This window comes from Rhizobium sp. BK418 (assembly GCF_004341105.1).
GTDB lineage: Bacteria > Pseudomonadota > Alphaproteobacteria > Rhizobiales > Rhizobiaceae > Rhizobium.
Genome location: NZ_SLZK01000001.1, coordinates 172,283 through 199,038, shown reverse-complemented (window position 1 = coordinate 199,038; position 26,756 = coordinate 172,283). Strand labels below are relative to the sequence as shown.

Below are 26,756 nucleotides of genomic sequence, written 5' to 3'. Positions count from 1 at the left end.
GATTATACGTCCAGTGGATCGCCGGCGATCTTGGCGTTCAGCTCGGCGATCAGTTTTTCGAAATCCTCGGCATGCGAGAAATCGCGATAGACCGAGGCGTAGCGCACGAAGCCGACATCATCGAGGCTCTTCATGGCTTCGAGGACCTGCAGACCGATCTGCTCGGAGGAGATTTCCGTCTCGCCCGAACTTTCCAGCCGGCGCACGATACCGGAGACGGCGCGCTCGATACGATCACGATCGACGGGGCGTTTGCGCAGCGCCACGTCGAAGGATCGAACCAGCTTGTCACGATCGAAAGGAACCCTGCGGCCGGTCTTCTTGATGACCATCAGCTCGCGCAGCTGCACGCGCTCGAAGGTTGTGAAACGGCCGCCGCAATCCGGACAGATGCGACGGCGGCGGATGGAGGTATTATCCTCTGCCGGGCGGGAATCTTTGACCTGAGTGTCTTCCGAACCGCAATACGGGCAGCGCATGCCTTCTCCTTCAGCATCGGCCCGAAAACCGGTATCGATTTTCGGAAAGTCTAATGCGCATATTCAAAGAGTTAAAGCGTGTGCGCCCGAACGGGCGCACGGGGCGCTCTAGCCCATATAATCATACATGGGGAAGCGATCGGTCAAATTCAGCACCTTACCGCGGACAGCGGCCTCGACGGCGGCATTGCCCTCGTCAGAATTGGCAACCTTCAGGCCATCGAGAACTTCAACGATAAGATTACCGATCTCGCGGAATTCGGCTTCCTTGAAGCCGCGCGTCGTGCCAGCCGGGGCGCCGAGGCGCACACCGGAGGTGACGAAAGGCTTTTCGGGATCGAAGGGAATGCCGTTCTTGTTGCAGGTGATGTAGGCGCGGCCGAGGGCTGCTTCGGCGCGCTTGCCGGTTGCGTTCTTCTTGCGCAGGTCGACCAGCATCAGATGGTTGTCCGTGCCGCCGGAGACGACATCAAGGCCACCAGCGACAAGGGTTTCAGCAAGCGCCTTGGCGTTCTTGACGATCTGAGCGGCATAGTCCTTGAACGACGGCTGCAGAGCTTCACCGAATGCGACTGCCTTGGCGGCGATAATGTGCATCAGCGGGCCGCCCTGAAGGCCGGGGAAGACAGCCGAGTTGAATTTCTTGGCCAGATCCTCGTCATTGGTGAGGATAACGCCGCCGCGCGGGCCGCGCAGAGACTTGTGAGTCGTGGTCGTAGCAACATGGCAATGCGGGAACGGCGACGGATGCACGCCACCGGCAACGAGACCGGCGATATGGGCCATGTCGACCATCAGATAGGCGCCAACCGAGTCAGCGATCTCGCGGAAACGCTTCCAATCCCAGATACGGGAATAGGCGGTGCCGCCGGCGATGATGAGCTTCGGCTTGTGTTCCTGAGCCTTGCGCTCGACTTCATCCATATCCAGCAGGTTGTCGCCGTCGCGAACGCCGTAGGAAACGACGTTGAACCACTTGCCGGACATATTGACCGGCGAACCATGCGTCAGGTGACCGCCGGAGTTGAGGTCGAGGCCCATGAAGGTATCGCCCGGCTGCAGCAGCGCCAGGAATACGGCCTGGTTCATCTGCGAACCGGAGTTCGGCTGAACGTTGGCGAAGTTGACGCCGAAGAGCTTCTTGGCGCGTTCGATCGCGAGTTCTTCGGCGATATCGACGAACTGGCAGCCGCCATAATAGCGCTTGCCTGGATAACCCTCGGCATATTTGTTGGTCATGATGGAGCCCTGGGCTTCCAGAACGGCGCGGGAAACGATGTTCTCGGACGCGATCAGTTCGATCTCATGCCGTTGACGACCGAGTTCCTTTCCGATCGCGCCGAAGATTTCCGGATCGACGTCTGCAAGCGAACGATTGAAGAAGGATTCGGTGGAAGCATTGGTCATGAGCGGGCTCCTACGGTGGAATGCGGCAAGGTATTAGCGTTCCGCAGATGCGAGGGCAATACGAAGAACGACATTTGCTGGGCTAAGCGCGCGGGGACAGCACTTTGCGTTGGGCATGGCCTAGCTGAAATGAAAAAGCCGCGCACTTGGCGCGGCTTTCGAGATCGTTTGCTGTCCGGATTACTGGACCGGCTGCTCCATGCCGGCGGTCGTGTCGAGTGCCAGTTCGGCATTGCCGTCCATCTGGTAGATGTCGTCGCGGAACTGGACGACGCCGTCAGGCATGCCCCAGGCGGAGATGTAGACGAAATAAACAGGAACTTCGACGGCAAGCTTGATCGGCGTGTTGACGCCGCTTGCGATCACCTGCTCCATCTGCTGACGGCTCCAGCCAGGAGTCTCGCGCAGCAGCCAGGTCGACAGGTCGCGCACGTTCTGGACGCGTACGCAGCCCGACGATTCGAAGCGCATGAGCTTGTTGAACAGGCCCTGCTGCGGCGTGTCGTGCATATACTCGCCGTTCTTGTTGTAGAAGTTGATCTTCGTGGAGGCCATGGCGTTGATCTTGCCCGGATCCTGACGGAACATCAGATTCGGCGCCTCGCCATTCCAGTCGACGGTTTCCGGGGCGACCTCATTGCCCTTGCCGTCGATCAGCCGGATCGCATTCTTTTCGAGGTAAGTCGGATCCTTGCGCATCAGCGGCATGATGTCCTTTTCGACGATCGAGCGCGGCGCGGTCCAATACGGGTTGAGGATGACTTCATAGACCTTCGAGTTGACAAGATGCGTCGGACGGCTCAGGCGGCCAACAACCGCGGTATGGCGCGTCGCAACGCTGCCGTCTTCAACGGCTTCCACATAGGCGGCCGGAATGTTGACCATCAGGTGGCGGCGGCCGAGATCTTCGGGGAAGGTCTGCAGGCGGATCAAGTTGGTATTCAGCTGCTGCAGACGGACGTCAGCCGGAATGTTCATCGCCTTCAGCGTGAATTCGCCGAGCACGCCATCGGCCGGCAGGCCGTGACGGGCCTGGAAGCGCTTGACGGCGCCGTCGACATAGGAATCGAAGGCGCTCGAAAGGCCGGCCTCGCGCGGCAGGTCGCCGGTAATCGCCAGACGCTGGCGCAGCGCCTGAACCGCCGGATGGCTGACGCCGAGCTGCAGGCGGGCATCGCCCGGATTGACCTCCGGCCAGCCACCAGCCGAAGCGATCTGCTGATACTGCATGATCGCCTGCTGCGTGCTCGGCACCGACTGCGGGCTGAGGATCGGGGTATTGGAAAGGACGGCCGTCGCCGTGCGCGAGGCGGCTTTAGCATCGAACTGGTCGTCCCAGTTGCCGCGTCTCGGGGCATTCAGCAGGCCATCGAGCGCCGATTGCGCGAATGCTGGTGCGGCAAGCGCGCCGGCACCAACCGTTGCCGCCGACGCCAGGAAGGCGCGACGCGAAAGAGCTTCAATTCCGTTCTTCTTAGACATTCGTCCCAACCACTCAATGCCGCGGTGGAGGAAGCCGCGGCTATTTGCGATATCCCCGCGCTTTAACGCAGATCCCTATCCGTTCGTACTGCCGGCGCACCTGGAAATTCCGCCAGTCCCATCACAAGATCGCGAGGAGCAACCTAAGATGGCGCCAATGGTCCATCGAGGACGCCCGCTATCGAATATTCCGCTGTCACATCAATATGGCCAATTCGTGTTGCCGGGCCGGAGACAGACTGCCGGTTGCCGGAAACCGCATGCAACGAACCATATGACGGGTAAACGGTGCTGGTTAATAACGGCTAAAAAACGGCTTGAATACCGGGCTTTTCGCTTGTCTGCCATGCGTTGCAAAGATGCCACGCAGGCGCGAACGGCAAAACCGGACGCGCAGGGAACGCATCCGGTTTTCATCAACCCTGAAAGGAGGTTTCGGGTCTCAGAGGCGATACAAAATCTGGTCGTTCCAGAAGCGATCCAGACGCTGCAGCAGCTTGTTCATCTGGGTGAACTCATCCGTGCCGATGCCGCCGACCTTGTCGATCGAGGTGATATGGCGTTCGTAGAGGCGAGCCACCGTTTCGGCGATATCCTGGCCGGTTTCGGTCAGGCTGATCCGGACCGAGCGGCGGTCGATGCGCGAGCGCTGGTGGTTGATGAAGCCGAGGTCGACCAGCTTCTTGACGTTGTAGGAAACGTTCGAGCCGAGATAGTAGCCGCGGGAACGCAGTTCGCCGGCGGTCAGTTCGGAGTTGCCGATGTTGAAGAGGAGAAGCGCCTGGATGGCGTTGACGTCGCTGCGGCCCTGACGGTCGAACTCGTCCTTGATGACGTCGAGAAGACGACGATGAAGACGTTCAACAAGATGAAGGGATTCCATGTAAAGATCACGGATGGCCTGATCCTGTGCGTGGAAAGTCGATGCCGCCTGCGGCTTAATTTTCGTGTTCATTTGACTGCCTCACTGTTTTGTTTGGCGGTGTCGTTTTCTTCCCGCCTTGAGTGAGACCCTATCGAATACATATAAAATTCGACTTAAACCGCAGGCTTAACAGAGGCTTACGAAAACCCCTTGATGTATCAGGGTAAATCAACGCTTACTTGACGACGCTGTCGGCGCCGCTCCAGCCACAGGGAAAGCCTGAAAATCCAGTAGATGACGGCCACGATCACGTGGAGCAGGATGATCAGGTGGTTGGGTCCGAAGATCTGCGGAAGCAGGCCATACATGAGGATCTGGCCTCCGGCGGCCAGCACCCAGATGACCGGCCCCCAGGAAACCGTGAGCCAGAGGCCGAGGGACGCGACGGGGAAAAGAACGGCAAGGCAGGTGCTCGCGACCTTCCACGGCAGGCTCAGCAGATCGAAGCGGCCGGCGCCGACCAGCGAATAGCCGACGAGCATCGCCCAGTATTGCAGGCCGAACCAGAAGCAGGAAACGGCAACCAGCCGCAGGAAGAAGATGAAGAGGATGTCCGTCAGCGTCCGTTTCGGCATCGTCGGAGAGTCTGGTTCCATGGCGAGACCTCACGTTCCAAGTCGCGAATTCAATTTTCCGGGTTTCATCCGCCGCGGCCAATCGTCCGGTTTGGATTTTCCGGAGCGCATGATAATGACCGCTCCGATAAATGGAATGGCCCAGGGATAGATATCATGCAGGACAAGACGCATCTCGTGGATGAAATCACCGGCCACCGCCGCATGCGGCGCAACCGCAAGGCAGACTGGACGCGCCGGCTGGTGCAGGAAAACCGCCTGACGGTCGACGATCTGATCTGGCCGATCTTCATCGTTCCGGGAACCGGTATCGTCGATCCGATCGCTGCCATGCCCGGCGTGAACCGCATGAGCGTCGACAAGGCGGTCGAGGCGGCAAAGGAAGCCGCCGATCTCGGCATTCCGGCCATTGCCACTTTTCCCGATATCGAGATGGAACTTCGTGACGAAACGGGTTCCAACAGCCTCGTTGCCAATAACCTTATCAATCAGACAACGGCGGCCATCAAAAAGGCGGTGGCCAATATCGGCATTATTACTGATGTGGCGCTCGACCCCTTCACCAGCCATGGGCATGACGGCATCTTGCGCGACGGCGAAATCGTCAATGACGAGACGGTCGATCAGGTGGTCAAGGCGGCAATCCTGCAGGCCGATGCCGGGGCCGACATCATCGCCCCCTCCGAAATGATGGACGGGCGCATCGGCGCAATCCGCCGCGGGCTCGATGCCGCAGGACACCAGAGCGTCGGCATCATGTCCTATGCCACGAAATTCTCTTCCGGTTTCTACGGTCCCTACCGCGAGGCAATCAATACCAAGGGTCTGCTGAAAGGCGATAAGAACAGCTATTACATCAATCCGGCAAACGGCACGGAAGCAATCCGCGACGCCGCCCTCGATGTCGAGGAAGGCGCCGACATGCTGATGGTCAAGCCGGGTCTTGCCTATATCGACATCTGCTGGCGGGTGAAGGAGGCTTTCGGCCTGCCGACCTTCGCCTATCAGGTGTCTGGCGAATATTCGCAGATCAAGGCTGCGGCAATGAATGGCTGGATCGACGGCGAGCGGATCATGATGGAGACTCTGCTGGCCTTCAAGCGTGCAGGTTGCGACGGTATCCTGACGTATTTTGCGCCGGAAGTGGCGAAAATCCTCGCAAAAAGGTGATTTTCGGGCGATTTATTGTATTTCCCCTCGGCGATACCATATCAGCGGCATCGTCTTTCGAAGGGAGATATGGATGAGCTACAACCCAAACCCGCTTTATGCCGCACCGGAGGACTGGCGCGCCTATAGCGGCGTGCTCAGCCGTCGCGTCTTTGCCTTTGTCCTCGATTATATCATCGTTGCCCTGCTCTGCATTCCGGCGGCGATCGTCGTCTTCTTCCTGGGGATCGTCACGCTGGGGCTCGGCTTCATTCTTTATCCGGCCCTCTTCGTCATCGTCGCAGGCCTCTATTTCGGCATGACGGTCGGCGGCGCCACACAGGCCTCGCTCGGCATGCGCGCGATGGGCATCGCGATCATGCGTGTCGACGGCCGGCCGATGGATTTCCTGACGGCGATCGTCCATCTGGCGCTGTTCTGGATCCTGAACTCGGTCCTGACGCCGCTCATTCTGCTGGTCGGCCTGTTTACGGAGCGCTCGCGCCTGCTGCACGATTTTCTCGTCGGTACAGTGACGGTTCGCACCGTCTGATCCAGCTTATGCGGAGACGAAATAAAGTCTCCGTCGGCCCTTTGACGGCCACAAAAGAGCGCCATATCCAAGAAATGGAATATTCGATTGCGCGGCACCGAATGCTGCGCAGTTGACGTTTTCTATTCTTACGTCATGCTGTCTGGATTGATAGCGCCCCGAAAGGAAATCTCCGCGAGAGATGAATACGCAGACCACGCCATCCCCGCAGTTTTATCTGACGGCCCCGGCTACCTGTCCGTATCTGCCGCACGAGATGGAGCGCAAGGTCTTCACCCATCTCGTCGGCCCGCGAGCGGCGGAGATGAACGATATCCTGACCCAGGGCGGCTTCCGCCGTTCGCAGAACATCGCCTATCGTCCTGCCTGTGAAGCCTGTCGCGCCTGCGTGTCCGTGCGCATCCTGGCGCAGGAATTCGAACCCACCAAATCGATGAAGCGGGTGCTGGCGGCCAATTCCGATGTCATTTCCACGGAGTTTGCGGCCCAGCCGTCGAGCGAGCAATATTCCCTCTTCCGCCGCTATCTCGACTTTCGCCACCAACAGGGCGGCATGTCCGATATGACCGTGCTCGACTACGCAATCATGGTGGAAGACACGCACGTAAACACCAAGATCATCGAATACCGCCGGCGCGAGGAGGGCTCGGGGCTGGAAACACGGCCGAAGGGCGAGTTGCTCGCCGCCGCGCTGACCGACACGATGAGCGACGGTCTTTCCATGGTTTATTCCTATTTCAATCCCGATCTTGACCGGCGCTCGCTGGGCACCTTCATGATCCTCGATCATGTGCGCCGCACGAAGGCGCTCGGCCTTCCGCATGTCTACCTCGGTTATTGGGTTCGGGGATCGCGGAAGATGGATTACAAGACACGCTTCCAGCCGCAGGAACATCTGACGCCGCGCGGTTGGGAACGCTTCGATCCCTCTTCCCTCCAGGACGATCCGCAGGACTGATGCTTCCTGCCCACCTTTCCGATCACCGGAAGGGCCTGTTGCTGACGGCAGTCGGCGGACTGGCGCTTTCCATGGATATTCCGCTCGTTCGTCTTGCCGATGGCGATATCTGGTCGATCCTGACCGCACGAAGCCTGGCGACGGTTCTTGCCACATTCGTCATCCTGATTGCGATGCGCTTTTTCTCCGGCAAATGGCCGCCGCTCGTGCTAGGTCGCCCTGGACTGGTTGCCGGACTGCTCTACGGCCTCTCTTCCGTGACCTTCGTCTTGGCAGTCTTCAACACGGCCACCGCCAATGTTGTCTTCATCGTCGCCTTCAATCCGATGTTCGGAGCGCTGCTGTCGTGGCTGTTTCTCAAGGAGAAACCGCAGCCGGTAACTTTGATCGCCATGCTGTTCATGATCTTCGGCGTCGGGCTGATCGCGCGCGAGGGACTTTCGAGCGGCCACGTCTTTGGCGACACCATGGCGCTTTTGAGCGCACTGGTGCTTGCCGCCGCCATCACTGTCGGACGGGCCTCGCGCCGGGAGATGGGTTTCGTTCCGCTGCTTGCCGCAATCTTGCCAGCCGTACTCGGCCTAGCGCAGGTCCTGCCTTCAGGACTTTCAATCGCCCATCCCGGCTGGATCGTCTTCAATGGTGCCATCATGATGCCGGTGGCCTTTTGGTGTCTTGCGACCGGACCGCGTTACCTCTCCGCACCCGAAGTCGGCATGTTCTACCTGCTGGAGACGGTACTTGCGCCGATCTGGGTCTGGCTGATCTTCGCCGAAACACCCGCCGCCATGACCCTCCTCGGCGGCGCGATACTCGTTGCGGCGATTGCGGTGCACTCGGTCTTGATGCCCCGGAGCAAAGCCGTTCAAATCGCTTGATTGGCCACTGGTTGTAGCGTATCTTTCGGTTATAACCCTGTTACAACAAGAGGCGATGATGAACGTCACCATTCGTAAGATCGGCAATTCGGAAGGCGTGATTATTCCGAAGGAAGTGCTGGACCGTTTTGGGTTGAAGGCGGGAGATATTCTGGAGCTTCAGGCCGAGGACGGTCGCTTTTATATGCAGCCTGTTGATGAGGATATCTCCGAAGAGCTTAATGCCGCCCGTCTCTTCATGGAGAAGTATAAGGTCGCGCTCAAGAAGCTTGCCGAATAATGACATTGAAGTTTCTGAGCAGACGGCTGGTCGAGCAGATGCACGCGATGCAGATCGAACGGTTTGGCGGCCTCGCTGGCCTTCGGGATGAAGGTTCGCTGGAATCCGCTCTGGGGCGCCCCATCAACAAGGCAAACTACGGATGCGATGACATCATTGAGCTTGCCGCCGCATATCTTTTCGGTTTGGCGCGCAATCACGCGTTTCTTGACGGAAACAAACGGATCGCCGTTGTCAGTTGCGGTGTCTTTCTATTGCAGCACGGCTATTCGATAGAGACGACCGACGCTCACCTGTACACTTTTGTTATAGGTGTGGCAGCAGGCGAAATCGACGAGGACGGCGCAACCCGCTTCCTGCGCGATCACACACTTCCGCTCACGCCGTAGCGCCTGCAGACTGGCCTGCTTCGGGATTCGATCGTTTCGAACCAGCGGAAAGCTCCAGTTCCCGATCCAGCCCTTCGACGATATGCGTCCAGCCCTGACGGGTCTTTTCCTCATATTCCGCCCACTCAGCGCACATCTCGTGCGTGAGGGTCAGGCGGCTGCCGCTGCCGAGCGGTTCGATGTCGATTTCGACACGATCACAATTATGGTCGTGCTCCTCGACCGAAAAGCAAAAGACGATGTGTCTAGGGCGCTTCAATTCCAGGAAGACGCCGTGATGAAAGGCATCGCCAGTCGGGCGGCGGTCGACGATGATGAAGCGGCCGCCGACGCGCGGGTCGATATCGGCGCGGATGACATGGCCGTCGTCGGTCGCAAATAAAAAGCGACGGGCGATTTCGGGATTGAGCCAGGCATCATAAACCGTAGCGGGCGGCGCCCTGTAGCTGTGGGCGACATGCAGTTTGATGGTATTGGCGGCAGGCATCGACGTTCCTCCATCGTTCGCACGCTTTAAGCGGACGGTTCACGGCCATCCCGTCCGCCCACAGAACGACATTGCCCTTCTTTATAGGCTCTTATTTTGGGTGACAGGACGGAGATAGAGGAGTTGCCCCGCCTGCCAAGGGCGGAGCCTCAAAATTCCGGGATCAGCCGGCGAATTTACCGCTGCGCGGGAAGCCCTTCGGCACGGTACGGCCGGCGGTAGCGCGGTCGGCCAGCCATTCGGCAAGCTCGTCCTTGTTCTTCGTGAAGGTGCGGCCGGCGCTGTCTTCCCAGTTCAGGCCATCGGTGATCGCAAAGCAGCGAATGTCGGAAATGCCGCCATCCTTGTAGCGTTGCAGGCGCACGCCCTTGCCTCGCGTCATTTCCGGCACCTGGCTCAGCGGGAAGACCAGCATCTTACGATTTTCGCCGACGACCGCAACGTGATCACCGTTCGCGGGAACGAGAAGCTTCGTCTCATCAGGCATGGAGACGTTCATGATCTGCTTGCCCTTGCGGGTATTGGCGACCATTTCCGCTTCCGGCACCACGAAACCATTGCCGGCAGTCGAGACGAGCAGCATCTTGCGCGCCGGGTCGTGAACGAAGGCAGTCAACACGTCCTGATCGTTATCCATGTCGATCATGATGCGCAGAGGTTCGCCGTGGCCACGGCCACCGGGCAGCTTATCGCCGCCGAGGGTGAAGACCTTGCCGCCGGTCGTGACGATCAGGATCTTGTCGGTCGTTTGCGCCGGGAAGGCAACCTTCAGGCCATCGCCTTCCTTGAAGGCCAATGTCGACGTATCGGAAATGTGGCCCTTCAGTGCGCGGATCCAGCCCTTTTCGGAGACGACGACGGTGATCGGCTCCTTCTCGATCATCGCGTGCTGGATGGCCTCCTCGTCGGCCTCGGGCGCTTCTGCGAACTGCGTTCGGCGGCGGCCGATTTCGGTCGCCTTGGCGAATTTCTTCTTCACCTCACCGATTTCCCAGGAAACTGTCTGCCACTGCTTCTCGTCGGAAGCAAGCAGCGCCTCGATATCGGCCTTTTCCTTGGTGAGTTCGTCGTGCTCCTTGCGGATCTCGAATTCTTCGAGCTTGCGCAGGGCGCGCAGCCGCATGTTGAGAATCGCCTCGACCTGAACGTCGGTCAGGTCCCAGCGCGCCATCATGACGGGTTTCGGCTCATCTTCTTCGCGGATGATGCGGATCACTTCATCGATATTCAGGTAGGCTACGAGCAAACCACCGAGGATTTCGAGGCGCCTGTCGATGGCGGCGAGGCGGAAGCGCGAGCGGCGCTGCAGAACCTCGCGGCGGTGGTCCAGCCACTCCTTCAGCACCTCGTTCAGCGCCATGACGCGCGGGATCACACCCATCGACAGCACGTTCATGTTCAGCGGGAAGCGGCTTTCAAGTTCCGTCAGCTTGAACATCGATTCCATAAGGATGGTCGGATCGACAGTGCGGCTCTTCGGCACCAGGACGATGCGAATATCCTCGGCCGACTCATCTCTGATGTCTTCCAGCAGCGGCAGCTTGCGGGCAATCAAAAGCTCGGCGATCTTTTCGATCAGGCGCGACTTCTGCACCTGGAACGGAATCTCGGTGACGATGATCTGGTAGCCGCCGCGGCCGAGATCTTCCGTCTCCCATTTCGCACGCACGCGAAAGCCGCCGCGGCCAGTGCGGTAGCTCTCGATGATGCTTTCCTTGTTGTCGATGATGATGCCGCCGGTCGGGAAATCCGGGCCGGGGATGAATTCAACGAGCTTCTCGACCGTAGCATCGGGATGCTTGATCAGATGCAGTGCCGCGTCGCAGACCTCATGCACGTTGTGCGAGGGAATTGACGTCGCCATGCCGACCGCAATACCCGAGGAACCGTTGGCCAGAAGGTTTGGGAAGGCACCGGGAAGAACGATCGGTTCGGAATTGGATTCGTCGTAGGTGTCGCGGAAATCGACGGCGTCCTGATCGATGCCTTCGAGCAGCAGTTCGGAGACCGCGGTCATCTTCGATTCGGTGTATCGCATGGCGGCGGGACTGTCGCCATCGATATTGCCGAAATTGCCCTGCCCGTTCACCAACGTGTAGCGCTGCGAGAAATCCTGCGCGAGACGCGCCAGCGCGTCATAGATCGACTGGTCGCCATGCGGGTGATAGTTACCCATCACTTCGCCGACGATCTTGGCGCATTTCCTGAAGGCCGCATTCGGCCGCAGGCCCATGTCGTTCATCGCATAGACGATGCGGCGATGGACCGGCTTCAGGCCATCGCGCACGTCAGGCAATGCACGGTGCATGATGGTCGACAGCGCATAGCGAAGGTAGCGCTCTTCGAGCGCCGCCTTCAGATCGACCGGATGAATATTGTCGCCGTCTCCGCCGGAAGGCGGTAAAATCTCTTGTCCCATGGAATCCTGACTAGCTCAGAAACCCCTGTGGGGCAAGGAATCCGGGCATTCCGGCTGTGGATGACGTCTTGGTGTTGACATGAAAACCATAAAAGGTGGCGCCCGAATTTGGAACTTCGTTTGCCGATCCTCTCAACAAATATTTAGGGGTCTGCAAATATAAAGCCGGACCATTCCACAGTAGCTTCATTGCAATATTCAACGGCACTTGCCACCAGGGGGGCTTTCTCATGACCTTTTACCGCACGACGCGGCTGATGCTGTCGAGCGCAGCTATTCTCTCGTTCGCCGGTTCGGCTTTCGCGCTCGACGGCCAGGATCTCCTGAAAAAGATCAATGCCGCCTATAGCCAGCAGGGCGGAACGGTTGCCGCCGATTCCGTCGATGTCGACGGTACGACGGTCACACTCAAGAACGCCAGCTTCAAGCCAAATGCCGGCGAGGCGATCTCCATCGGCGAAATCACCCTCTCCGGCGTGGAAGAGCAGGATGACGGCAGCTACTATATCGAAGAGGCTGCTTTCCCTGATATCAACACGTCCAAGGATGGCGTAACTCTGAGCGCCCAGGAATTGACGCTTGGCGGCATCTCCGTTCCGGCCCAGCCCGGCGACACGATTGATTCCATGTTCTTCGCCGAGAGCGCCCATACAGGCGCGGTCAAGATCGTCAAGGATGGTACTGAGGTCTTCTCAGTGTTGGAAAGCGACGCAAACGCCACGCTGCGCGAAGACGAGTCCGGCTTCGATTTCGACGGCACTTTTAAGAGCATCAAGGCCGATCTCAGCCAGGCTGGGGACACTCCGGACAGCAAGGAAGCGATCGAGAAGCTCGCACTACAGCATGTCCAGGGCGACATCACCATGAAGGGTGCCTGGGATCCTCAGCCGGGTACTGTCGATCTTTCCGAGATTTCCCTCGACATCACCAATGTCGGCAAGCTGAATTTCGGCTTCAAAATCTCCGGCTACACGATGGCCTTCATCAAATCGATGCAGGACGCAATGAAGCAGTCGGAAGCCAATCCGAACAAGGAAGAAGCACAGCAGGCACTTGGCCTCGCCATGCTCGGCCTTGCCCAGCAGCTCAACTTCGAAGGCGCACAGATCCGCTTCGAGGACGCCTCGATCACCAAGCGTACGCTGGATTATGCCGGCTCCAAGCAGAACGTTTCCGGCCAGCAGATGGCGGAATCACTGAAGGCCATGACGCCGATCATGCTCGCGCAGCTCAACATTCCGGAACTGCAGAACGCAATCGCCGCTGCTGTCAGCACCTTCCTCGACAATCCGAAGAGCCTGACCGTCAAGGCCACGCCTGAGAAGCCGGTCGTCTTCCCGATGATCGTCGGCGCGGCCATGGGGGCACCGAACACTATACCGCAGATGCTCGGCGTGAAGGTTTCGGCGAACGATTGAGTTCGTTTCCGATCCAACAAAAAAGGCCCGGCGATGGTATCGCCGGGCCTTTTTTTGCTGAGTAACCCTACACCTCAGTCTTTCTTCTGCGGCGGAATCGGACGGATCGCCAGTTCGCGCAGCTGGGCGGGCGTTGCCGGGGTCGGCGCGCCCATCAGGAGGTCCTGGGCCTGCTGGTTCATCGGGAAGAGCGAGATTTCGCGCAGGTTCTTCGCGCCGACGAGCAGCATGACGATGCGGTCGATACCGAAGGCGGCACCACCATGCGGCGGCGCGCCATACTGGAAGGCGCGGTAGAGGCCGCCGAAACGATCCTCGACATCCTGCTGGCTGAGGCCGACCTTTTCGAAGGCGGCGACCATGGTTTCCGGCGACTGGTTACGGATCGAGCCCGAGGCGATTTCGAAGCCGTTGCAGACGGCGTCGTACTGGAAGGCTTTGATGGTCAGAGGATCCTGGTTCCGCAGGGCATCGAGGCCCCCCTGCGGCATCGAGAACGGGTTGTGTGCGAAGTCGACCTTCTTCTCTTCTTCGTTCCATTCGAAGAACGGGAAGTCGACGATCCAGCACAGCTCGAAACGGTCGCGGTCGATAAGGTTCAGTTCGTCGCCCGCGCGGTTACGCGCTTCACCTGCGAACTTGTAGAACTTCTCGGGCTCGCCGGCGACAAAGAAGCAGGCGTCGCCGTCATCGAGACCGAGCTGCGTGCGGATCGCATCCGTGCGCTCTTCGCCGATGTTCTTGGCGAGCGGACCTGCGCCTTCGAGCTTTTCGCCTTCCTTGCGCCAGAAGATATAGCCGAGGCCCGGCTGGCCCTGGCTCTGCGCCCAGGCGTTCATACGATCGCAGAAGGCGCGCGAACCGCCGGTCTTGGCCGGGATCGCCCAGACCTGAACCTTCGGGTTGGAGGCGATCATATTGGCGAAGACCTTGAAGCCGGAGCCGGCGAAATGATCGGTCACCGCTTCCATGACGATCGGGTTGCGCAGATCAGGCTTGTCGGAGCCGTATTTGCGGATCGCTTCGTCGTAAGGAATACGCGGCCATTCCTTGGTGACCGGCTTGCCTTCGGCGAACTCCTCGAAAATTTTTGTCATCAGCGGACCCATCGTGTTCCAGACGTCTTCCTGGGTCACGAAGCTCATTTCGAGGTCGAGCTGATAGAATTCGCCCGGCAAGCGGTCGGCACGCGGGTCTTCATCGCGGAAACACGGCGCGATCTGGAAGTAACGGTCGAAACCGGCAACCATCAAGAGCTGCTTGTACTGCTGCGGGGCCTGCGGCAGGGCGTAGAAGGTACCGGGATGGATGCGGCTCGGCACGAGGAAGTCGCGTGCGCCTTCCGGCGAGGAAGCCGTCAGGATCGGCGTCGTATATTCGGTGAAGCCGACGCCGTTCATTTCGCGGCGCATGGCCGAGATGATCTGCGTGCGCTTGACGATGTTCTTGTGCAGCGTCTCGCGGCGCAGGTCGAGGAAGCGGTACTTGAGGCGAACGTCTTCCGGATAGTCCGGCTCGCCGAAGACCGGCAGCGGCAGTTCCTTGGCAGCAGAAAGAACTTCAATCTCCTGCGCGTAGAGCTCGATCTCGCCGGTAGGCATGTTCTTGTTGACGGTATCTTCCGTACGGGCTTTGACGAGGCCGTCGACGCGGATGACCCATTCGCCGCGAACGGTTTCCGCCTGCTTGAAGGCAGGCGAATCCGGATCGGCAACGATCTGCGTCGTACCATAATGATCGCGAAGGTCGATGAACAGCACGCCGCCATGATCTCGGACACGATGGACCCAGCCGGAAATACGGACAGTCGAGCCGACGTCCGATTTACGAAGAGCGGCGCATGTGTGGCTGCGGTAGCGGTGCATAATCTCAAATCCTGGTATTTGGCTTAAGACGGCGGCATGGCCAAAGGCCTTCTCGCCGACAAGAAAATCGGGCGGACAAGCGCACGGACGCTCTGATTTGTCAAGGCTTGGCGCGGCCAACGGGCCGTTTGCGTCAGCGTTTCCTGGAGAGTTGCAGGACTCGCGCTGCGGCAGTTTGGTCGAAGGCGCCATATTGATGATGGGGATGGTCAACTTTAAAAGGAGGCATCATCAAAGACGGAGTTTCCGATGCCCCTGATAACACGCCGCAACCTCATCAAGGCTTCCGCCGTTGCCGGCGCCTATGGTGCAGGCATGGCGATCGCGGGGCGGTTCGGGCTGGCGGAAGCGGCGCCCGAGCCACGTATATTGGCGGCGCGAAAGACCGAAGCGCAGATCATCGAAGGTCCACCGACCCGGGACATCATGACCTGGGGCGACGGAGGCCTGCCGCCCATTCTCAGAATGCCGCGAGGAAAGCCCTATGCGGCGAGGCTGAGCAACAATCTCGACGAGCCGACGACGATCCACTGGCACGGCCTGCGCATCGACAACAAGATGGACGGCGTGCCTTTCATCACCCAGCCCTATGTCTATACGGGCGACAATTTCGACTATGTCTTCACACCGCCGGATGCCGGCACCTTCTGGTATCATCCGCACTGCAACACGCTGACCCAGATGGGTCATGGCATGACGGGCGTGCTCGTGGTGGAAGATCCATCCGATCCGGTTTTCGACGCGGAAGTCGTGCTCAACCTGCGCGACTGGCGGCTCGGCAGTGACGGACAATTCATCGCGCCCTTCCGCCCGCGCGATGCAGCCAAGGCCGGCACATATGGCACGATACGCACTGCAAACTGGCAGCAGGAGCCGAAATACGATGCGCCGGCCGGTGGGCTCATCCGCCTGCGCATCGTCGTCACTGACGTGACCCGCATCTTCTCGCTGAAGATGGAGGGCGCCGATGCGACCGTCATCGCCATCGACGGCAATCCGGTGCCGAAGCGCTTCCCGCTGGACCTCCTGCAGATCGGACCGGGGCAGCGGCTCGATCTTGCCGTTCGCATGCCTGACGGCGAAGGTGCGGTTGCAACGCTGGAAGACATTCGCGGCACGACACCCAAAGTGATCGCGAGTCTGCGCGCCACCGGGCAATCATTGAAGCGCGACATCGGCGATCTCGGCGCGCTTGCAGAAAATCCGGTGCCGAAGGCCGATCTCTCGTCTGCGGAAGCAATCCCACTTGTGCTATCCGCGACCGCAGAGAACGCCGCCGTCGAAAGCATCTGCGGCACGCTCGGCTACAGCTTCTGGGCCATCAACAAGGTGCCGTGGCCGGGCGACACATCGGATCCGACCGCGCCGCTCGCAGAGCTCAAGCTCGGCAAGAGCTACGTCTTCAATCTGGAAAACGTCACGCCGCACGCCCACCCGATCCATCTGCACGGCATGAGCTTCACCGTCATCTCCTCCTCGACGCGGGAAGTCGTGCCGCTCGTTTCCGATACCTATCTCGTACAACCGGATGAGAAGGTGCAGCTCGCTTTCGTCGCCGACAATCCCGGCGACTGGGTGCTGCATTGCCATATCATCGAGCATCAGAAGACGGGCATGACGAGTTACGTTCGCGTGGTTTGATCTGATGTCGGCGATAGTCGCCATCGGCGGATGGGTTGCCATGCTTGCCAATGAACGCGGCAACCGCAGAAAACATCGCCTGCATCCCGGCGAATAAAGCTTCACCAAGGCTAAGGCTGCTCACTGTATTGACATATCTCTTCGAAAGAGGAAGGAAGGTTCAACCGACCTTTTCCTTGCGAATGAACTGATATGATCGAAACCACCGCCGATCTGGCGGCCGCCTGCAAAGAGCTGGCCAAGTCCGATTTCATTACCATCGATACCGAATTCCTGCGGGAAACGACCTTCTGGCCGGAATTGTGCCTGATCCAGATGGCAAGCCCGACAGTCGAGGTACTGGTCGATCCGCTGGCGAAGGATCTCGATCTTTCGCCCTTCTTCGAACTAATGGCCAATCCCAACGTGCTGAAAGTGTTTCATGCGGCACGGCAGGATATCGAAATTATCTTCAATCGCGGCAATCTGATCCCTCACCCGATCTTCGACACGCAGGTCGCCGCCATGGTCTGCGGCTTCGGCGACAGCGTTTCCTACGATCAGCTCATCAGCCGTACGAAGAACGTTCATATCGACAAATCCTCGCGCTTCACGGACTGGAGCCGCCGGCCGCTGTCGGACAAGCAGCTCGAATATGCGCTGGCTGATGTCACGCATCTGCGCGACGCCTATCTTTATCTGAAGGCGGAATTGGAGCGCGAAGGCCGTGCCTCCTGGCTGCGCGAGGAAATGGACGTCCTGGAATCGCGCGAGACCTACGATATCCATCCTGACGACGCCTGGCAGCGGCTGAAGCTGCGCCTGCGCAAGCCGCAGGAGCTGGCCATCCTGAAATATGTGGCCGCCTGGCGCGAGCGCGAGGCGCGGTCGCGAAACGTGCCGCGGTCGCGCGTACTGAAGGACGATGCGATCTACGAAATCGCCCAGCAGCAGCCGAAAGACGCCGAGGCGCTCGGTCGCCTGCGAACCATTCCGAAGGGCTGGGAGCGCTCGGGCGCCGGCACGGCGGTGCTCGAAGCGGTCAATACGGCGCTTGCCCTGCCCCGCTCCGAAATGCCGCAGGTACCGCGTCAGGCGCAACCGCCGGAAGGTGCGGCGGCCGCCGTCGAGCTTCTCAAAGTGCTGCTGAAACTGATCTCCGAAAAGCATGGTGTCGCGCCCAAGGTGATTGCCAACAGCGACGACCTGGACAAGATTGCGGCCGAGGGTGAGAAAGCCGATGTCGGGGCGATGCATGGCTGGCGCCGCGATCTTTTCGGCGAGCCAGCGCTGCAGCTCATTCGGGGCGAGATCGCTCTGCGTTTTGCCGGCCGCAAGGTCGAGACGGTCGCCCTGCCTGTCTAAAGCGCATCGCGATCTTTCAGATCCTCTTGCCAGGCTTTGAGCCTCTGTTTCGCCATATCATTATCGCAAGACCGCGGCAGACTTTGCGCGACATGTTCTAAATTCGAAATCGCTTGACCACTGCCCAGCGCCGGAAACAATAGCCGGATGAAGTGCTTCGGCGAAAGGGCGGAATGAGAGAGATATCCCCGACGCAGAACTGGATCCTGATTACGCTCGTCCTGGCGCTCAGCGGCGTGGTCTACGATCTCTATTTCTTTACAGGCCAGACGCCCGTCATCGGAGCGATCTTTGCGCTTTTCATCGGCATGCCCATCATCGCCTTCGAGCGTATGGTGTTTCTGCGCGGCCTCTACCGGCGCATTCAGAAGTTGCCAACACTTCTCTTCATCGCCTCAGAACTCGTCATCTACGAAATCCTGATGAGTATCGGCTTTGCAGCGGCGGGTTTGCTCCTTGCGCTGATTGGCGTGCTGAAGCCGCCGGAGATGATCCATGTGCTGATCATGCCGTTTGACGTCTTCCTCTATGCACTTGTGGTCTGCGCCACGATTATCTTCCTGCTCAGGGTGCGCGAGTTGCTGGGGCGCGAGGTCTTCATCAGCATGATCGTCAGCCGCTACCGAAATCCGGTCAAGGAAGAGCGGGTCTTTCTCTTCATCGATCTTGCCGAGTCCACCGCCTTTGCGGAAAAGCACGGGGATCTCAGAGCGCAGCAGCTTCTGAGCTCGCTGTTTGCCGCCTTCGCCGAGCCGGTGCGGCGCCACAAGGGCATGATCAACGACTATGTCGGCGATGCGGCGATCATCACTTGGCCGCTGGAGCGCGGCATCCGGAATGCGTCCTGCGTTCGCTGCCTTTTCGATATCCTGGCGGATATCGAAGCCAACGCCGCAAGCTGGAAGAAGAGCTATGGCCATGTACCAAAACTCAGGGCCGCTCTTCATGGCGGCAGCGTCATTACGGCTGAAGTCGGCGTCGACCATCACAAGATCAGTTTCTTCGGCGATACGGTGAACACCACGGCGCGGCTGGAATCGCTTTGCCGGACCCTGAACAGGCCGGTGCTGATCTCTGCCGACCTTGCAGAGCGCATGACGCTGCCCGAGGAGATCGTCAGCGAAAACCTTGGCAATCACGCTGTCCGAGGACGCGGCCAGGGGTTGGATGTCGTCGCCCTTTCCTCGCGCGCAGTGACCGTTCTCAACCAGGCTGTAACGCTGCGGCGCGGTTGAATTGCGGCTTTGTGCACACGTCACCAAAGCTTCACCCAATCGTCAATTTAGCGACATGAATGCCCTGCTAAGCGGATGGCGCTTTTGCACTCCGTTCTATGGGGACATCATGAAGAACGTTCTTTTTGCTTCCGTATCCATTTTCATGCTCGCCGCAGGCTCTGCCTCTGCCGACCAGCAGCTCTTCCCGGCAAAGCTGACCAGCCAGGTGATCCTGCCTGCCAACACGATCGTTCCGGCTCCGGCCGACGCGCCGGCTTTTCTCAAGACCTCCGGAAAGTTCACCACGCCGGACCGCAAGCGCACCGACAAGCTCGGTACGGTTGACGGCAAGGACGGCGCCCGTGTGACCGACGTCAAACTGCCGCTCGACGGCCAGCCAATCCAGGGTTTTTCCGGCATCAAGACCATGCCTGACGGCACGTTCTGGACACTCTCCGACAACGGTTTCGGCGGCAAGACCAACTCCATCGACTCCATGCTCTTCCTGCATCAGCTGAAGTTCGACTGGAATGCCAACAAGGTTGACGTCGTCAAGAACGTCTTCCTCTCCGACCCGAACAAGATCGCTCCCTTCCCGATCGTTGCGGAAGCATCCGATACCCGTTACCTCACCGGTTCCGATTTCGACATCGAATCCGTGCAGCCGGTTGCCGATGGCTTTTGGCTGGGCGATGAATTCGGTCCGTACCTGCTGAAGATCGACACCGAAGGCCACCTGACGGACGTCATTCCGACCACACTCGACGGCAAGCCGGTCATGTCTCCCGATAACGCGCTGCTGCAACTGCCGGCCAACCCGGCTGCCAAGATGCCGGCCTTCAACCTGAAGCGCTCCGGCGGCTTCGAAGGCCTTGCCATGTCGAAGGACGGCTCCAAGCTCTACGGCCTGCTCGAAGGCGCCATCTACGTTGACGGCCAGATGGAAACGGTTGACGGTCACACCGCCATCCGTGTCATCGAATTCGACGTCGCTTCCAAGAAGTGGACCGGCCGCAGCTGGTTCTATCCGTTCGAAGACAAGGGTGCTTCAATTGGCGACTTCAACATGCTCGACGATTCCACCGCTCTCGTCATCGAGCGCGACAATGGCGCGGGCACGAAGGATAAGGCTTGCGCCGATCCCAAGCAGCCGAAGCCGGACTGCTTCGAAGCTCCAGCGGAACTGAAGCGCGTCTACAAGATCGAATTCAACGATGCCAACGTCGGCAAGGCCGTTCGCAAGATCGGCTACATCGATCTCCTGAACATCCAGGATCCGGACAACAAGAAGAAGGCCGGCGATATCCCTGGTGTCTACAACATGCCGTTCGTGACGATCGAAAACGTCGATCGCGTCGACGCCACGCACATCATCATCGGCAACGACAACAACCTGCCGTTCTCGGCCGGCCGCACTGTCGACAAGGCTGACAACAACGAGTTCAGCATTCTCGAAGTCGGCGAGTTCCTGAACGCGAAGTAATTCGCAGTCCGGTGTGAAATGAGAGGGCGGTGCAAAAGCGCCGCCCTTTTTGTGCCGGTACTGTGTATCGGTCCGCCTTTGCTGAAACAGGCCTATTCGAAGCGGAACGCCAGCCGCTTATTCGTCAGTCTCGCCAATTGCTGGAGGCGGCCCTCCAGCCGCTCGCCGGCGAAATCGTGATATTCGTGCGGGACGACGAATTCCAGATCGAGATCCGGGGACGAAGCCTTGCGGAAGGTGAGGTTGCGCACGATGCCCGGCATCGAAGCCGAGAAGAGATAGACGACGCGCAGCATGCCGCCGAGCAGCTTAGCGCGTTCGACGAATTGCGGGCCGGCGATGGAAGCGAGCGGCGCCGTAGAGCCGTCGTCATGCAACCCTTCGAAGCGGTAGTAATTCGTCAGCGCGATGAAGGCGCGGCCGGGATGGCTGATGCCGACAAAGGAAGAATGGGCGATGATGTTCAGCGCCTGAGCGCCACGATAATCAGGATGGGCGCGCCAGCTGATATCGGCAAGCAGGCAGGCGGCCTGACGATAACGACTTTCCTCGTCGGTTTCCTGAACTCCGAAGAAGGGCATCATGCGACCGGTCCATTCGGCGAGTTCGCGAGCATGTTCCGGCGAGCGGGCGCGCAGGATGGCAAGCTCGCCGGCAGCAGCCAGCAGCGGATCGGTGCGGCGTTCGGATTCGGAAAGCAACGAATAGAGATAACCTTCGCGAACACCTTGTGCGGAGAAGGAGATCACCGAAGGCTTCATGGCGTTCAGCACTTCCTTCATGGCGATGGCGCCGAAGGGCAACAGCGAACGACGATGCTTGGACACCGCCTGAAGGGCCGGCTCCTTGGAATCTCTGGCCGTGACGACCTGATCGAGGAACTGCGTCATTCCTTCGAGGGAAACCTCGTAACCCTGCATCATGTGCAGCGGATAATGGGTGATCTCCATGTGCAGCTTGGCAATGTTTCGCCAGGTACCGCCGACCGCATAGAAGACGCGCCCTTCCCCCTTTGAGAGAAGCTTAGCGGTCTTGACCTGTTTGCGAGCAAAGGCGCGCGCCTTGGAGAGGGAGCCGCCAGCATATTCGGAGAGGCGCAGGCCGCCGAGCGGCAGGGTGATGCCACCGCTCGTATCCTTGCCCTTGATATCGATCAGTTCCAGAGATCCACCGCCGAGGTCGCCGGCAATGCCATCGGGGTTGTAGAAACCGCTGATAACGCCGAGCGACGCAAAGCGCGCCTCTTCCTCACCGGACAATATGCGAACGTGGCGCTGCAGGATCGTCTCGGCCTGATGGATGAAATCGGGGCCGTTGCTCGCCTCACGCGCCGCAGCCGTCGCCAGCACATACATGGTGGCAGCGCGTGCCTGGTCGGAGAGAGCCTTGAACCGATGAAGGGCCTGAAGCGCCCGTGCGACGCTTTCCTCATCCATCTTGCCGGTGAGAGCTATGCCCTTGCCGAGGCCACAGAGGACCTTTTCGTTAAAGAGAATGGTCGGAGAACGAGATAAGCCTTCGTAGACGACCAGACGGATGGAGTTCGATCCGATATCGACAACGGAGACCGGGGCGATACCCGGAAGTCGCCCCTGGGCTTCTGATTCAACCATACAGGTCCAGTTTATTTGTTGTTCCGGCCTTCAAGCAGACCAGCGATCAGCTTTGGCGCACTCGATTTCAGAGCTTCACCGCGGCCGGACAGGCTGGGATTGGTCATGAAATATTGCTGCGCGTTAAAAGGTTCTTCGCCCTTGCGCACTTCCATGCGCCGTGACGTACCGTCGGGCAATATCTCGTAGCTTTGTTGATTGTCAATCACGTTCCCGAGCATAATCTGTGACAAAACCTGCTCGTGGACAGTCGGATTCGTCAGCGGAACAAGGGTTTCGACGCGGCGATCGAGGTTTCTCGGCATCATGTCGGCCGAGCCGATATAGACCAGAGCCTTGTCGGACGGCAGGCCGTAACCGTTACCAAAGCAGAAGATGCGGCTGTGTTCGAGGAAACGGCCGACGATTGATTTCACGCGGATATTGTCGGAGAGACCCGGAACCTGCGGACGCAGGCAGCAGATGCCGCGAACGACGAGATCGATCTCGACGCCGGCGCGGCTCGCGGTATAGAGCGCGTCGATGATGTCGGGATCGACAAGCGCGTTCATCTTCATCCAGATCGACGCCGGACGACCGTTGCGGGCATGCTCGATTTCTTCGTTGATGTGTCGAAGGATCCGCGAGCGCAGCGTATAAGGCGAAACGGCAAGCTTCATGCCTTCTTCCGGCTCACCGTAACCGGTGATGAAATTGAAGATGTTCGCCATGTCGTGAGCGATCACAGGATTGCACGTGAAGAAGGACAGGTCGGTATAAATCTTCGCGGTGATCGGATGATAGTTGCCTGTGCCGAGATGGCAGTAGCTGCGCAGCTTGCCCTCTTCGCGGCGCACGACCAGCGACATCTTGGCGTGGGTCTTCAGTTCGATGAAGCCGAAGACGACCTGCACGCCGGCGCGCTCCAGATCGCGTGCCCAGCGGATATTGGCCTCTTCGTCGAAGCGAGCCTTCAGCTCGACCAGTGCCGTTACCGACTTGCCGGCCTCGGCGGCGTCGATCAGGGCGCGCACGATCGGGCTATCATTAGAGGTGCGGTAGAGGGTCTGCTTTATCGCCAGAACGTCAGGATCGCGCGCAGCCTGGAGAAGGAATTGGACCACCACGTCGAAAGACTCGTAGGGATGATGGACCACCATGTCCTTTTCGCGGATGGCGGCGAAGCAATCACCGGCGTGTTCACGGACACGTTCTGGAAATCGCGCATTGTAGGGCGGAAAGCGCAGGTCGTCGCGTGGCGCCTTGGTGATTTCGGAGAGCGTATTGAGCGCCAGCAGGCCGGGCAGAACGGCAACACGGTTATCCGGAATGCTCAGCGCCTGGACCACGAACTGGCGCAGCGAGGCGGGCATTTCGGAATCAGTCTCGATGCGGATGACCTTGCCGCGACGGCGGCGCTTCAGCGCGGTTTCGAAGAAGCGGACGAGATCTTCGGCCTCTTCCTCAACTTCGATATCGCTGTCTCTGATGACGCGGAAGGTACCCGACCCTTGGACCTCATAGCCGGGATAGAGCCGGTGGATGAAGATATTGGCAACATCTTCCAGTGTGATGTAGCGGATCGTGTTGCGGTCGTCCGGCAGGCGGATGAAGCGGTCGAGCGCCGGCGGCAGGCGCAGCAGTGCCGTCATCGGCTCGCGGCCATTGCGGCTCACGAGTTGCAAGCCGATCGAGAAGCCGAGATTCGGAATGAACGGGAACGGATGGGCAGGGTCGATGGACAGCGGCGTCAGAACCGGGAAGATCGACTGCTCGAACTCGTTCGCCAGCCACTGGCGATCGGCATCGCTCAGCGCACCCGGACGCACGATCAGGATATCTTCTTTGGCGAGGTATTGCTGCAGCACGGCAAGCGAGGCCTGCTGCTCCATCTGCAGGTGATCGATCTCGCTCAGGATCGAATCCAGCTGTTCGGCCGGCGTGCGGCCGTCGGGGCTCTTGACCAAGATGCTCTGGCGCACCTGCCCTTCGAGGCCGGCGACGCGCACCATGAAGAATTCGTCGAGGTTGGCGGCCGAGATCGACAGAAAACGCACCCGCTCCAGGAGCGGATGCTCGGTGTTCAGCGTCTCCTCGAGGACGCGGCGATTGAACTGCAGCCAGGAGAATTCGCGGTTGATGAAGCGCTCAGGGCTGGACAGCAGCTGTTCCAGCGGCGGCAGGTCTGCACTGTTGTCCGGGGTGGATTCCTGATGTTCCTGATATGCACTATCCATGATCCACACCCTGCTTTTATCCGCCTCGGCGAATATATCAGTTTCACGACGGAACTGTGACAGTCAATCGCTCGAGCCGGAATTGCCCAACTCATTCAATACTTCGGCGGCAAGCGAACGAGTGATCCCCGTGCCTCTGGAAAGCGCAAGCCTATCAAGCCTTTCGACAATCGTTTGGGCGGCGTTGAGCGAGCGCTCCATGCGGTTGACGATATAAAGGACGAGTTTGTCATCTATATAAAGCTGGCGGTCGGCAAAGAGCTTGACGATGACCTGTGACAGCAATTCTTCGTCCGGCTCACCGATCTCGACAACCGTTGCAGCCTTCAGGCGCGAGCGCAGATCAGGCAGCATGACCGGCCAGGACATCGGCCAGAGACGGCTCGTCATCAGCAGGCTGGTGCCGTTTTCCCGCACGCTGTTGATGACGTGGAAGAGCTTTACGTCGTCGAAGCCCACACGATCGACATCCTCGAAAAGCACGGGACCACTCGCGGCCACGACTGCGGCATCGGAGCCATCTGTGGGATGGATGATTTCCGCCCCGCTCAAATCCTTCCAGATGCCGGCGAGATGCGACTTGCCGGAGCCGACGGGACCGGCAAGAATGACGACCGGCGACGGCCAATTCGGCCAGGCATCGACGATCGAAACCGCGGCAGCGAGGCGCTCCGAGATCAGGAGATCGTCGCGGCCGGTTGCGGCGTCATGCGAAAAGGCCAGGGGAAGCTGTTCTCCGGCCTTGCGCTTCGGATCAGCGTTCTTCACGTCATTCATCGGAAACAGATTTCGTCTTCCCGGCACGGCCGCCCGGCGACCTGCCATAGTAGAGATCGCTTTGAAGGTAGCGCGAAAGCGCGAAGCGGACAAGGACGCCGACGGCCGCGGCGGCGGGTACGGCAACCAGCAGACCGACGAAACCGAACAGCGCACCGAAGGCAAAGAGCGCAAACATCAGCCATACGGGGTGCAGCCCGACGCTGGAGCCGACGAGCTTCGGCTGCAGGATGTTGCCTTCCAGGAACTGGCCGGAAAAGAAGACCGCGAGAACGGCGACGATCCAGATATAGTCGGGCCAGAATTGGACGATCGCCACGCCGACGGCAAGGACGAGTCCAACCAACGAGCCGACATAGGGGATGAAGCTGATCATGCCAGAGAAGAGGCCGATGAGCAGGCCGAAGTTCAGGCCGACGATCGAGAGACCCGCCGCGTAATAAATGCCGAGGATAAGGCAGAGCGAACCCTGCCCGCGGATGAAGCCGGCAATCGCCTGATCCATTTCTGTGGCGATCTGACGAACGTCTTTCACGTAATTGCGCGGCACCCACTCATCGACCTTGGCAACCATGCGGTCCCAATCAAGCAGGATATAGAAGGCGACGACTGGTGTGACGATGAGCAGCGAGATGACGTCGACGATCGCCTTGCCGGAGTTCCAGATCTGCGAGAAGAGCCCGGTCAGGAAGCCCATCCCTTCCGACAGAATGGTCGAGAAATTGTTCTTGATGGTCCCGAGTTGGCTCTTGATCCAGCCGGGCAGCACAGAATCCTGGTAATGGGCGATGAATTCCTGAAGCTGGCTGATATAACCCGGCACGCGCTGGGCAAAATCGTTGAACTGGTTGATGAGAACCGGGATCAAGATCACCAGCGCCAGCGCAAAGACGATGACGAAGGCAACCAGAATCACGATGGTCGCCATCAGCCGGCTCAAGCCGAGGCGCTCCAGTCTGTCCGCTATGGGATCGAGAAAATAGGCGATTGACATGCCGGCGATGAACGGCAGCAGGATCGAGCTGAAAATATAGAGGAAGGCGATGAAGATGAGCAGAACCGCCACCCAGAAGATGACCTGGCGCTTCAGTATCGTTCCGCTGACCTGTTGTGGCATCGCTTCCCCGCTGACCGCACGCCCTGCCCGTGCGCATCCAGCACATAGGATGGAGGCGCAAAGATGGTCAACCCTGTTGCACCA

The 26,756-nt window shown here is 59.4% G+C and carries 23 protein-coding genes; 11 read left to right on the top strand and 12 right to left on the bottom strand.

Going from position 1 to position 26,756, the window contains the following annotated elements:
• Positions 1–2: 2 nt before the first annotated feature.
• The 5 genes from nrdR to EV281_RS00935 form a co-directional block, all read right to left on the bottom strand.
• Positions 3–479, bottom strand: coding sequence for a transcriptional regulator NrdR (nrdR, locus tag EV281_RS00955; protein ID WP_132651107.1), 477 nt, complete (start codon positions 477–479; stop codon positions 3–5).
• A 108-nt stretch (positions 480–587) separates the two neighbouring features.
• The gene (glyA, locus tag EV281_RS00950) at positions 588–1,886 is read right to left on the bottom strand and encodes a serine hydroxymethyltransferase (RefSeq protein ID WP_132651106.1); all 1,299 of its coding nucleotides are present in this window, start codon (positions 1,884–1,886) and stop codon (positions 588–590) included.
• Between the two features lie 180 nt (positions 1,887–2,066).
• Entirely contained in the window at positions 2,067–3,368 is a 1,302-nt protein-coding gene (locus tag EV281_RS00945) for a L,D-transpeptidase family protein (RefSeq protein WP_132651105.1), read from the bottom strand.
• 442 nt (positions 3,369–3,810) lie between these two features.
• Positions 3,811–4,323, bottom strand: coding sequence for a MarR family winged helix-turn-helix transcriptional regulator (locus EV281_RS00940; RefSeq protein WP_132651104.1), 513 nt, complete (start codon positions 4,321–4,323; stop codon positions 3,811–3,813).
• A gap of 128 nt (positions 4,324–4,451) precedes the next feature.
• Complete coding sequence (locus tag EV281_RS00935) at positions 4,452–4,889, bottom strand: DUF6163 family protein (RefSeq protein WP_132651103.1); 438 nt, start codon at positions 4,887–4,889, stop codon at positions 4,452–4,454.
• A gap of 135 nt (positions 4,890–5,024) precedes the next feature.
• Between EV281_RS00935 and hemB the strand changes: the two genes are divergently transcribed.
• The 6 genes from hemB (at position 5,025) to EV281_RS00905 (ending at position 9,075) form a co-directional block, all read left to right on the top strand.
• Positions 5,025–6,038, top strand: a complete 1,014-nt coding sequence (gene hemB / locus EV281_RS00930) for a porphobilinogen synthase (RefSeq protein WP_132651102.1) — start codon at positions 5,025–5,027, stop codon at positions 6,036–6,038.
• Positions 6,039–6,111: 73 nt separating this feature from the next.
• Entirely contained in the window at positions 6,112–6,570 is a 459-nt protein-coding gene (locus EV281_RS00925; protein WP_132651101.1) for an RDD family protein, read from the top strand.
• A 181-nt stretch (positions 6,571–6,751) separates the two neighbouring features.
• Complete coding sequence (locus EV281_RS00920) at positions 6,752–7,528, top strand: arginyltransferase (RefSeq protein WP_132651100.1); 777 nt, start codon at positions 6,752–6,754, stop codon at positions 7,526–7,528.
• Positions 7,528–8,406 carry a DMT family transporter gene (locus tag EV281_RS00915; protein ID WP_132651099.1) on the top strand — a complete coding sequence of 293 codons (879 nt, stop codon included), beginning with the start codon at positions 7,528–7,530 and terminating at the stop codon, positions 8,404–8,406. The genes EV281_RS00920 and EV281_RS00915 overlap by 1 nt, the downstream gene beginning before the upstream one ends.
• 58 nt (positions 8,407–8,464) lie before the next feature.
• Entirely contained in the window at positions 8,465–8,686 is a 222-nt protein-coding gene (locus EV281_RS00910) for an AbrB/MazE/SpoVT family DNA-binding domain-containing protein (protein ID WP_132651098.1), read from the top strand.
• Positions 8,686–9,075, top strand: coding sequence for a type II toxin-antitoxin system death-on-curing family toxin (locus EV281_RS00905; RefSeq protein WP_132651097.1), 390 nt, complete (start codon positions 8,686–8,688; stop codon positions 9,073–9,075). The genes EV281_RS00910 and EV281_RS00905 overlap by 1 nt, the downstream gene beginning before the upstream one ends.
• Here EV281_RS00905 and EV281_RS00900 read toward each other — a convergent pair.
• Together EV281_RS00900 and parC are read right to left on the bottom strand one after the other, a co-directional pair.
• Positions 9,065–9,562, bottom strand: coding sequence for an SRPBCC domain-containing protein (locus EV281_RS00900; RefSeq protein WP_132651096.1), 498 nt, complete (start codon positions 9,560–9,562; stop codon positions 9,065–9,067). The genes EV281_RS00905 and EV281_RS00900 overlap by 11 nt on opposite strands.
• Positions 9,563–9,725: 163 nt before the next feature.
• The gene (gene parC / locus EV281_RS00895) at positions 9,726–11,981 is read right to left on the bottom strand and encodes a DNA topoisomerase IV subunit A (protein WP_132651095.1); all 2,256 of its coding nucleotides are present in this window, start codon (positions 11,979–11,981) and stop codon (positions 9,726–9,728) included.
• Positions 11,982–12,211: 230 nt separating this feature from the next.
• Here parC and EV281_RS00890 point away from each other — a divergent pair, with 230 nt between their 5' ends.
• Positions 12,212–13,399: a hypothetical protein gene (locus EV281_RS00890; protein ID WP_132651094.1), complete on the top strand. Its 1,188-nt coding sequence runs from the start codon at positions 12,212–12,214 to the stop codon at positions 13,397–13,399.
• 74 nt (positions 13,400–13,473) lie between these two features.
• Here the strand turns inward: EV281_RS00890 and aspS are convergent, their stop codons facing one another.
• Complete coding sequence (aspS, locus tag EV281_RS00885; RefSeq protein ID WP_132651093.1) at positions 13,474–15,264, bottom strand: aspartate--tRNA ligase; 1,791 nt, start codon at positions 15,262–15,264, stop codon at positions 13,474–13,476.
• Between the two features lie 249 nt (positions 15,265–15,513).
• Here aspS and EV281_RS00880 point away from each other — a divergent pair, with 249 nt between their 5' ends.
• The 4 genes from EV281_RS00880 (at position 15,514) to EV281_RS00865 (ending at position 20,949) form a co-directional block, all read left to right on the top strand.
• Complete coding sequence (locus tag EV281_RS00880) at positions 15,514–16,905, top strand: multicopper oxidase family protein (RefSeq protein ID WP_132651092.1); 1,392 nt, start codon at positions 15,514–15,516, stop codon at positions 16,903–16,905.
• A 192-nt stretch (positions 16,906–17,097) separates the two neighbouring features.
• Positions 17,098–18,249 carry a ribonuclease D gene (gene rnd / locus EV281_RS00875; protein ID WP_132651091.1) on the top strand — a complete coding sequence of 384 codons (1,152 nt, stop codon included), beginning with the start codon at positions 17,098–17,100 and terminating at the stop codon, positions 18,247–18,249.
• Between the two features lie 173 nt (positions 18,250–18,422).
• The gene (locus EV281_RS00870; protein WP_132651090.1) at positions 18,423–19,484 is read left to right on the top strand and encodes an adenylate/guanylate cyclase domain-containing protein; all 1,062 of its coding nucleotides are present in this window, start codon (positions 18,423–18,425) and stop codon (positions 19,482–19,484) included.
• A gap of 109 nt (positions 19,485–19,593) precedes the next feature.
• A complete protein-coding gene (locus EV281_RS00865; protein ID WP_132651089.1) occupies positions 19,594–20,949 on the top strand; it encodes an esterase-like activity of phytase family protein in 1,356 nt (451 codons plus the stop codon).
• Positions 20,950–21,041: 92 nt separating this feature from the next.
• On the opposite strand, the gene ppx is transcribed toward EV281_RS00865, so the two are convergent.
• From ppx to EV281_RS00845, 4 genes are all read right to left on the bottom strand, one after another.
• Positions 21,042–22,562 (bottom strand): exopolyphosphatase, encoded by a 1,521-nt coding sequence (gene ppx / locus EV281_RS00860; RefSeq protein ID WP_132651088.1) that lies wholly within the window; start codon positions 22,560–22,562, stop codon positions 21,042–21,044.
• Positions 22,563–22,573: 11 nt separating this feature from the next.
• The gene (locus tag EV281_RS00855) at positions 22,574–24,778 is read right to left on the bottom strand and encodes an RNA degradosome polyphosphate kinase (protein WP_132651087.1); all 2,205 of its coding nucleotides are present in this window, start codon (positions 24,776–24,778) and stop codon (positions 22,574–22,576) included.
• 63 nt (positions 24,779–24,841) lie between these two features.
• On the bottom strand, positions 24,842–25,555 hold the full coding sequence (gene hdaA, locus EV281_RS00850; protein WP_132651086.1) for a DnaA regulatory inactivator HdaA: 714 nt from the start codon (positions 25,553–25,555) through the stop codon (positions 24,842–24,844).
• Complete coding sequence (locus tag EV281_RS00845; protein WP_132651085.1) at positions 25,548–26,672, bottom strand: AI-2E family transporter; 1,125 nt, start codon at positions 26,670–26,672, stop codon at positions 25,548–25,550. The genes hdaA and EV281_RS00845 overlap by 8 nt, the downstream gene beginning before the upstream one ends.
• Between the last annotated feature and the right edge of the window lie 84 nt (positions 26,673–26,756).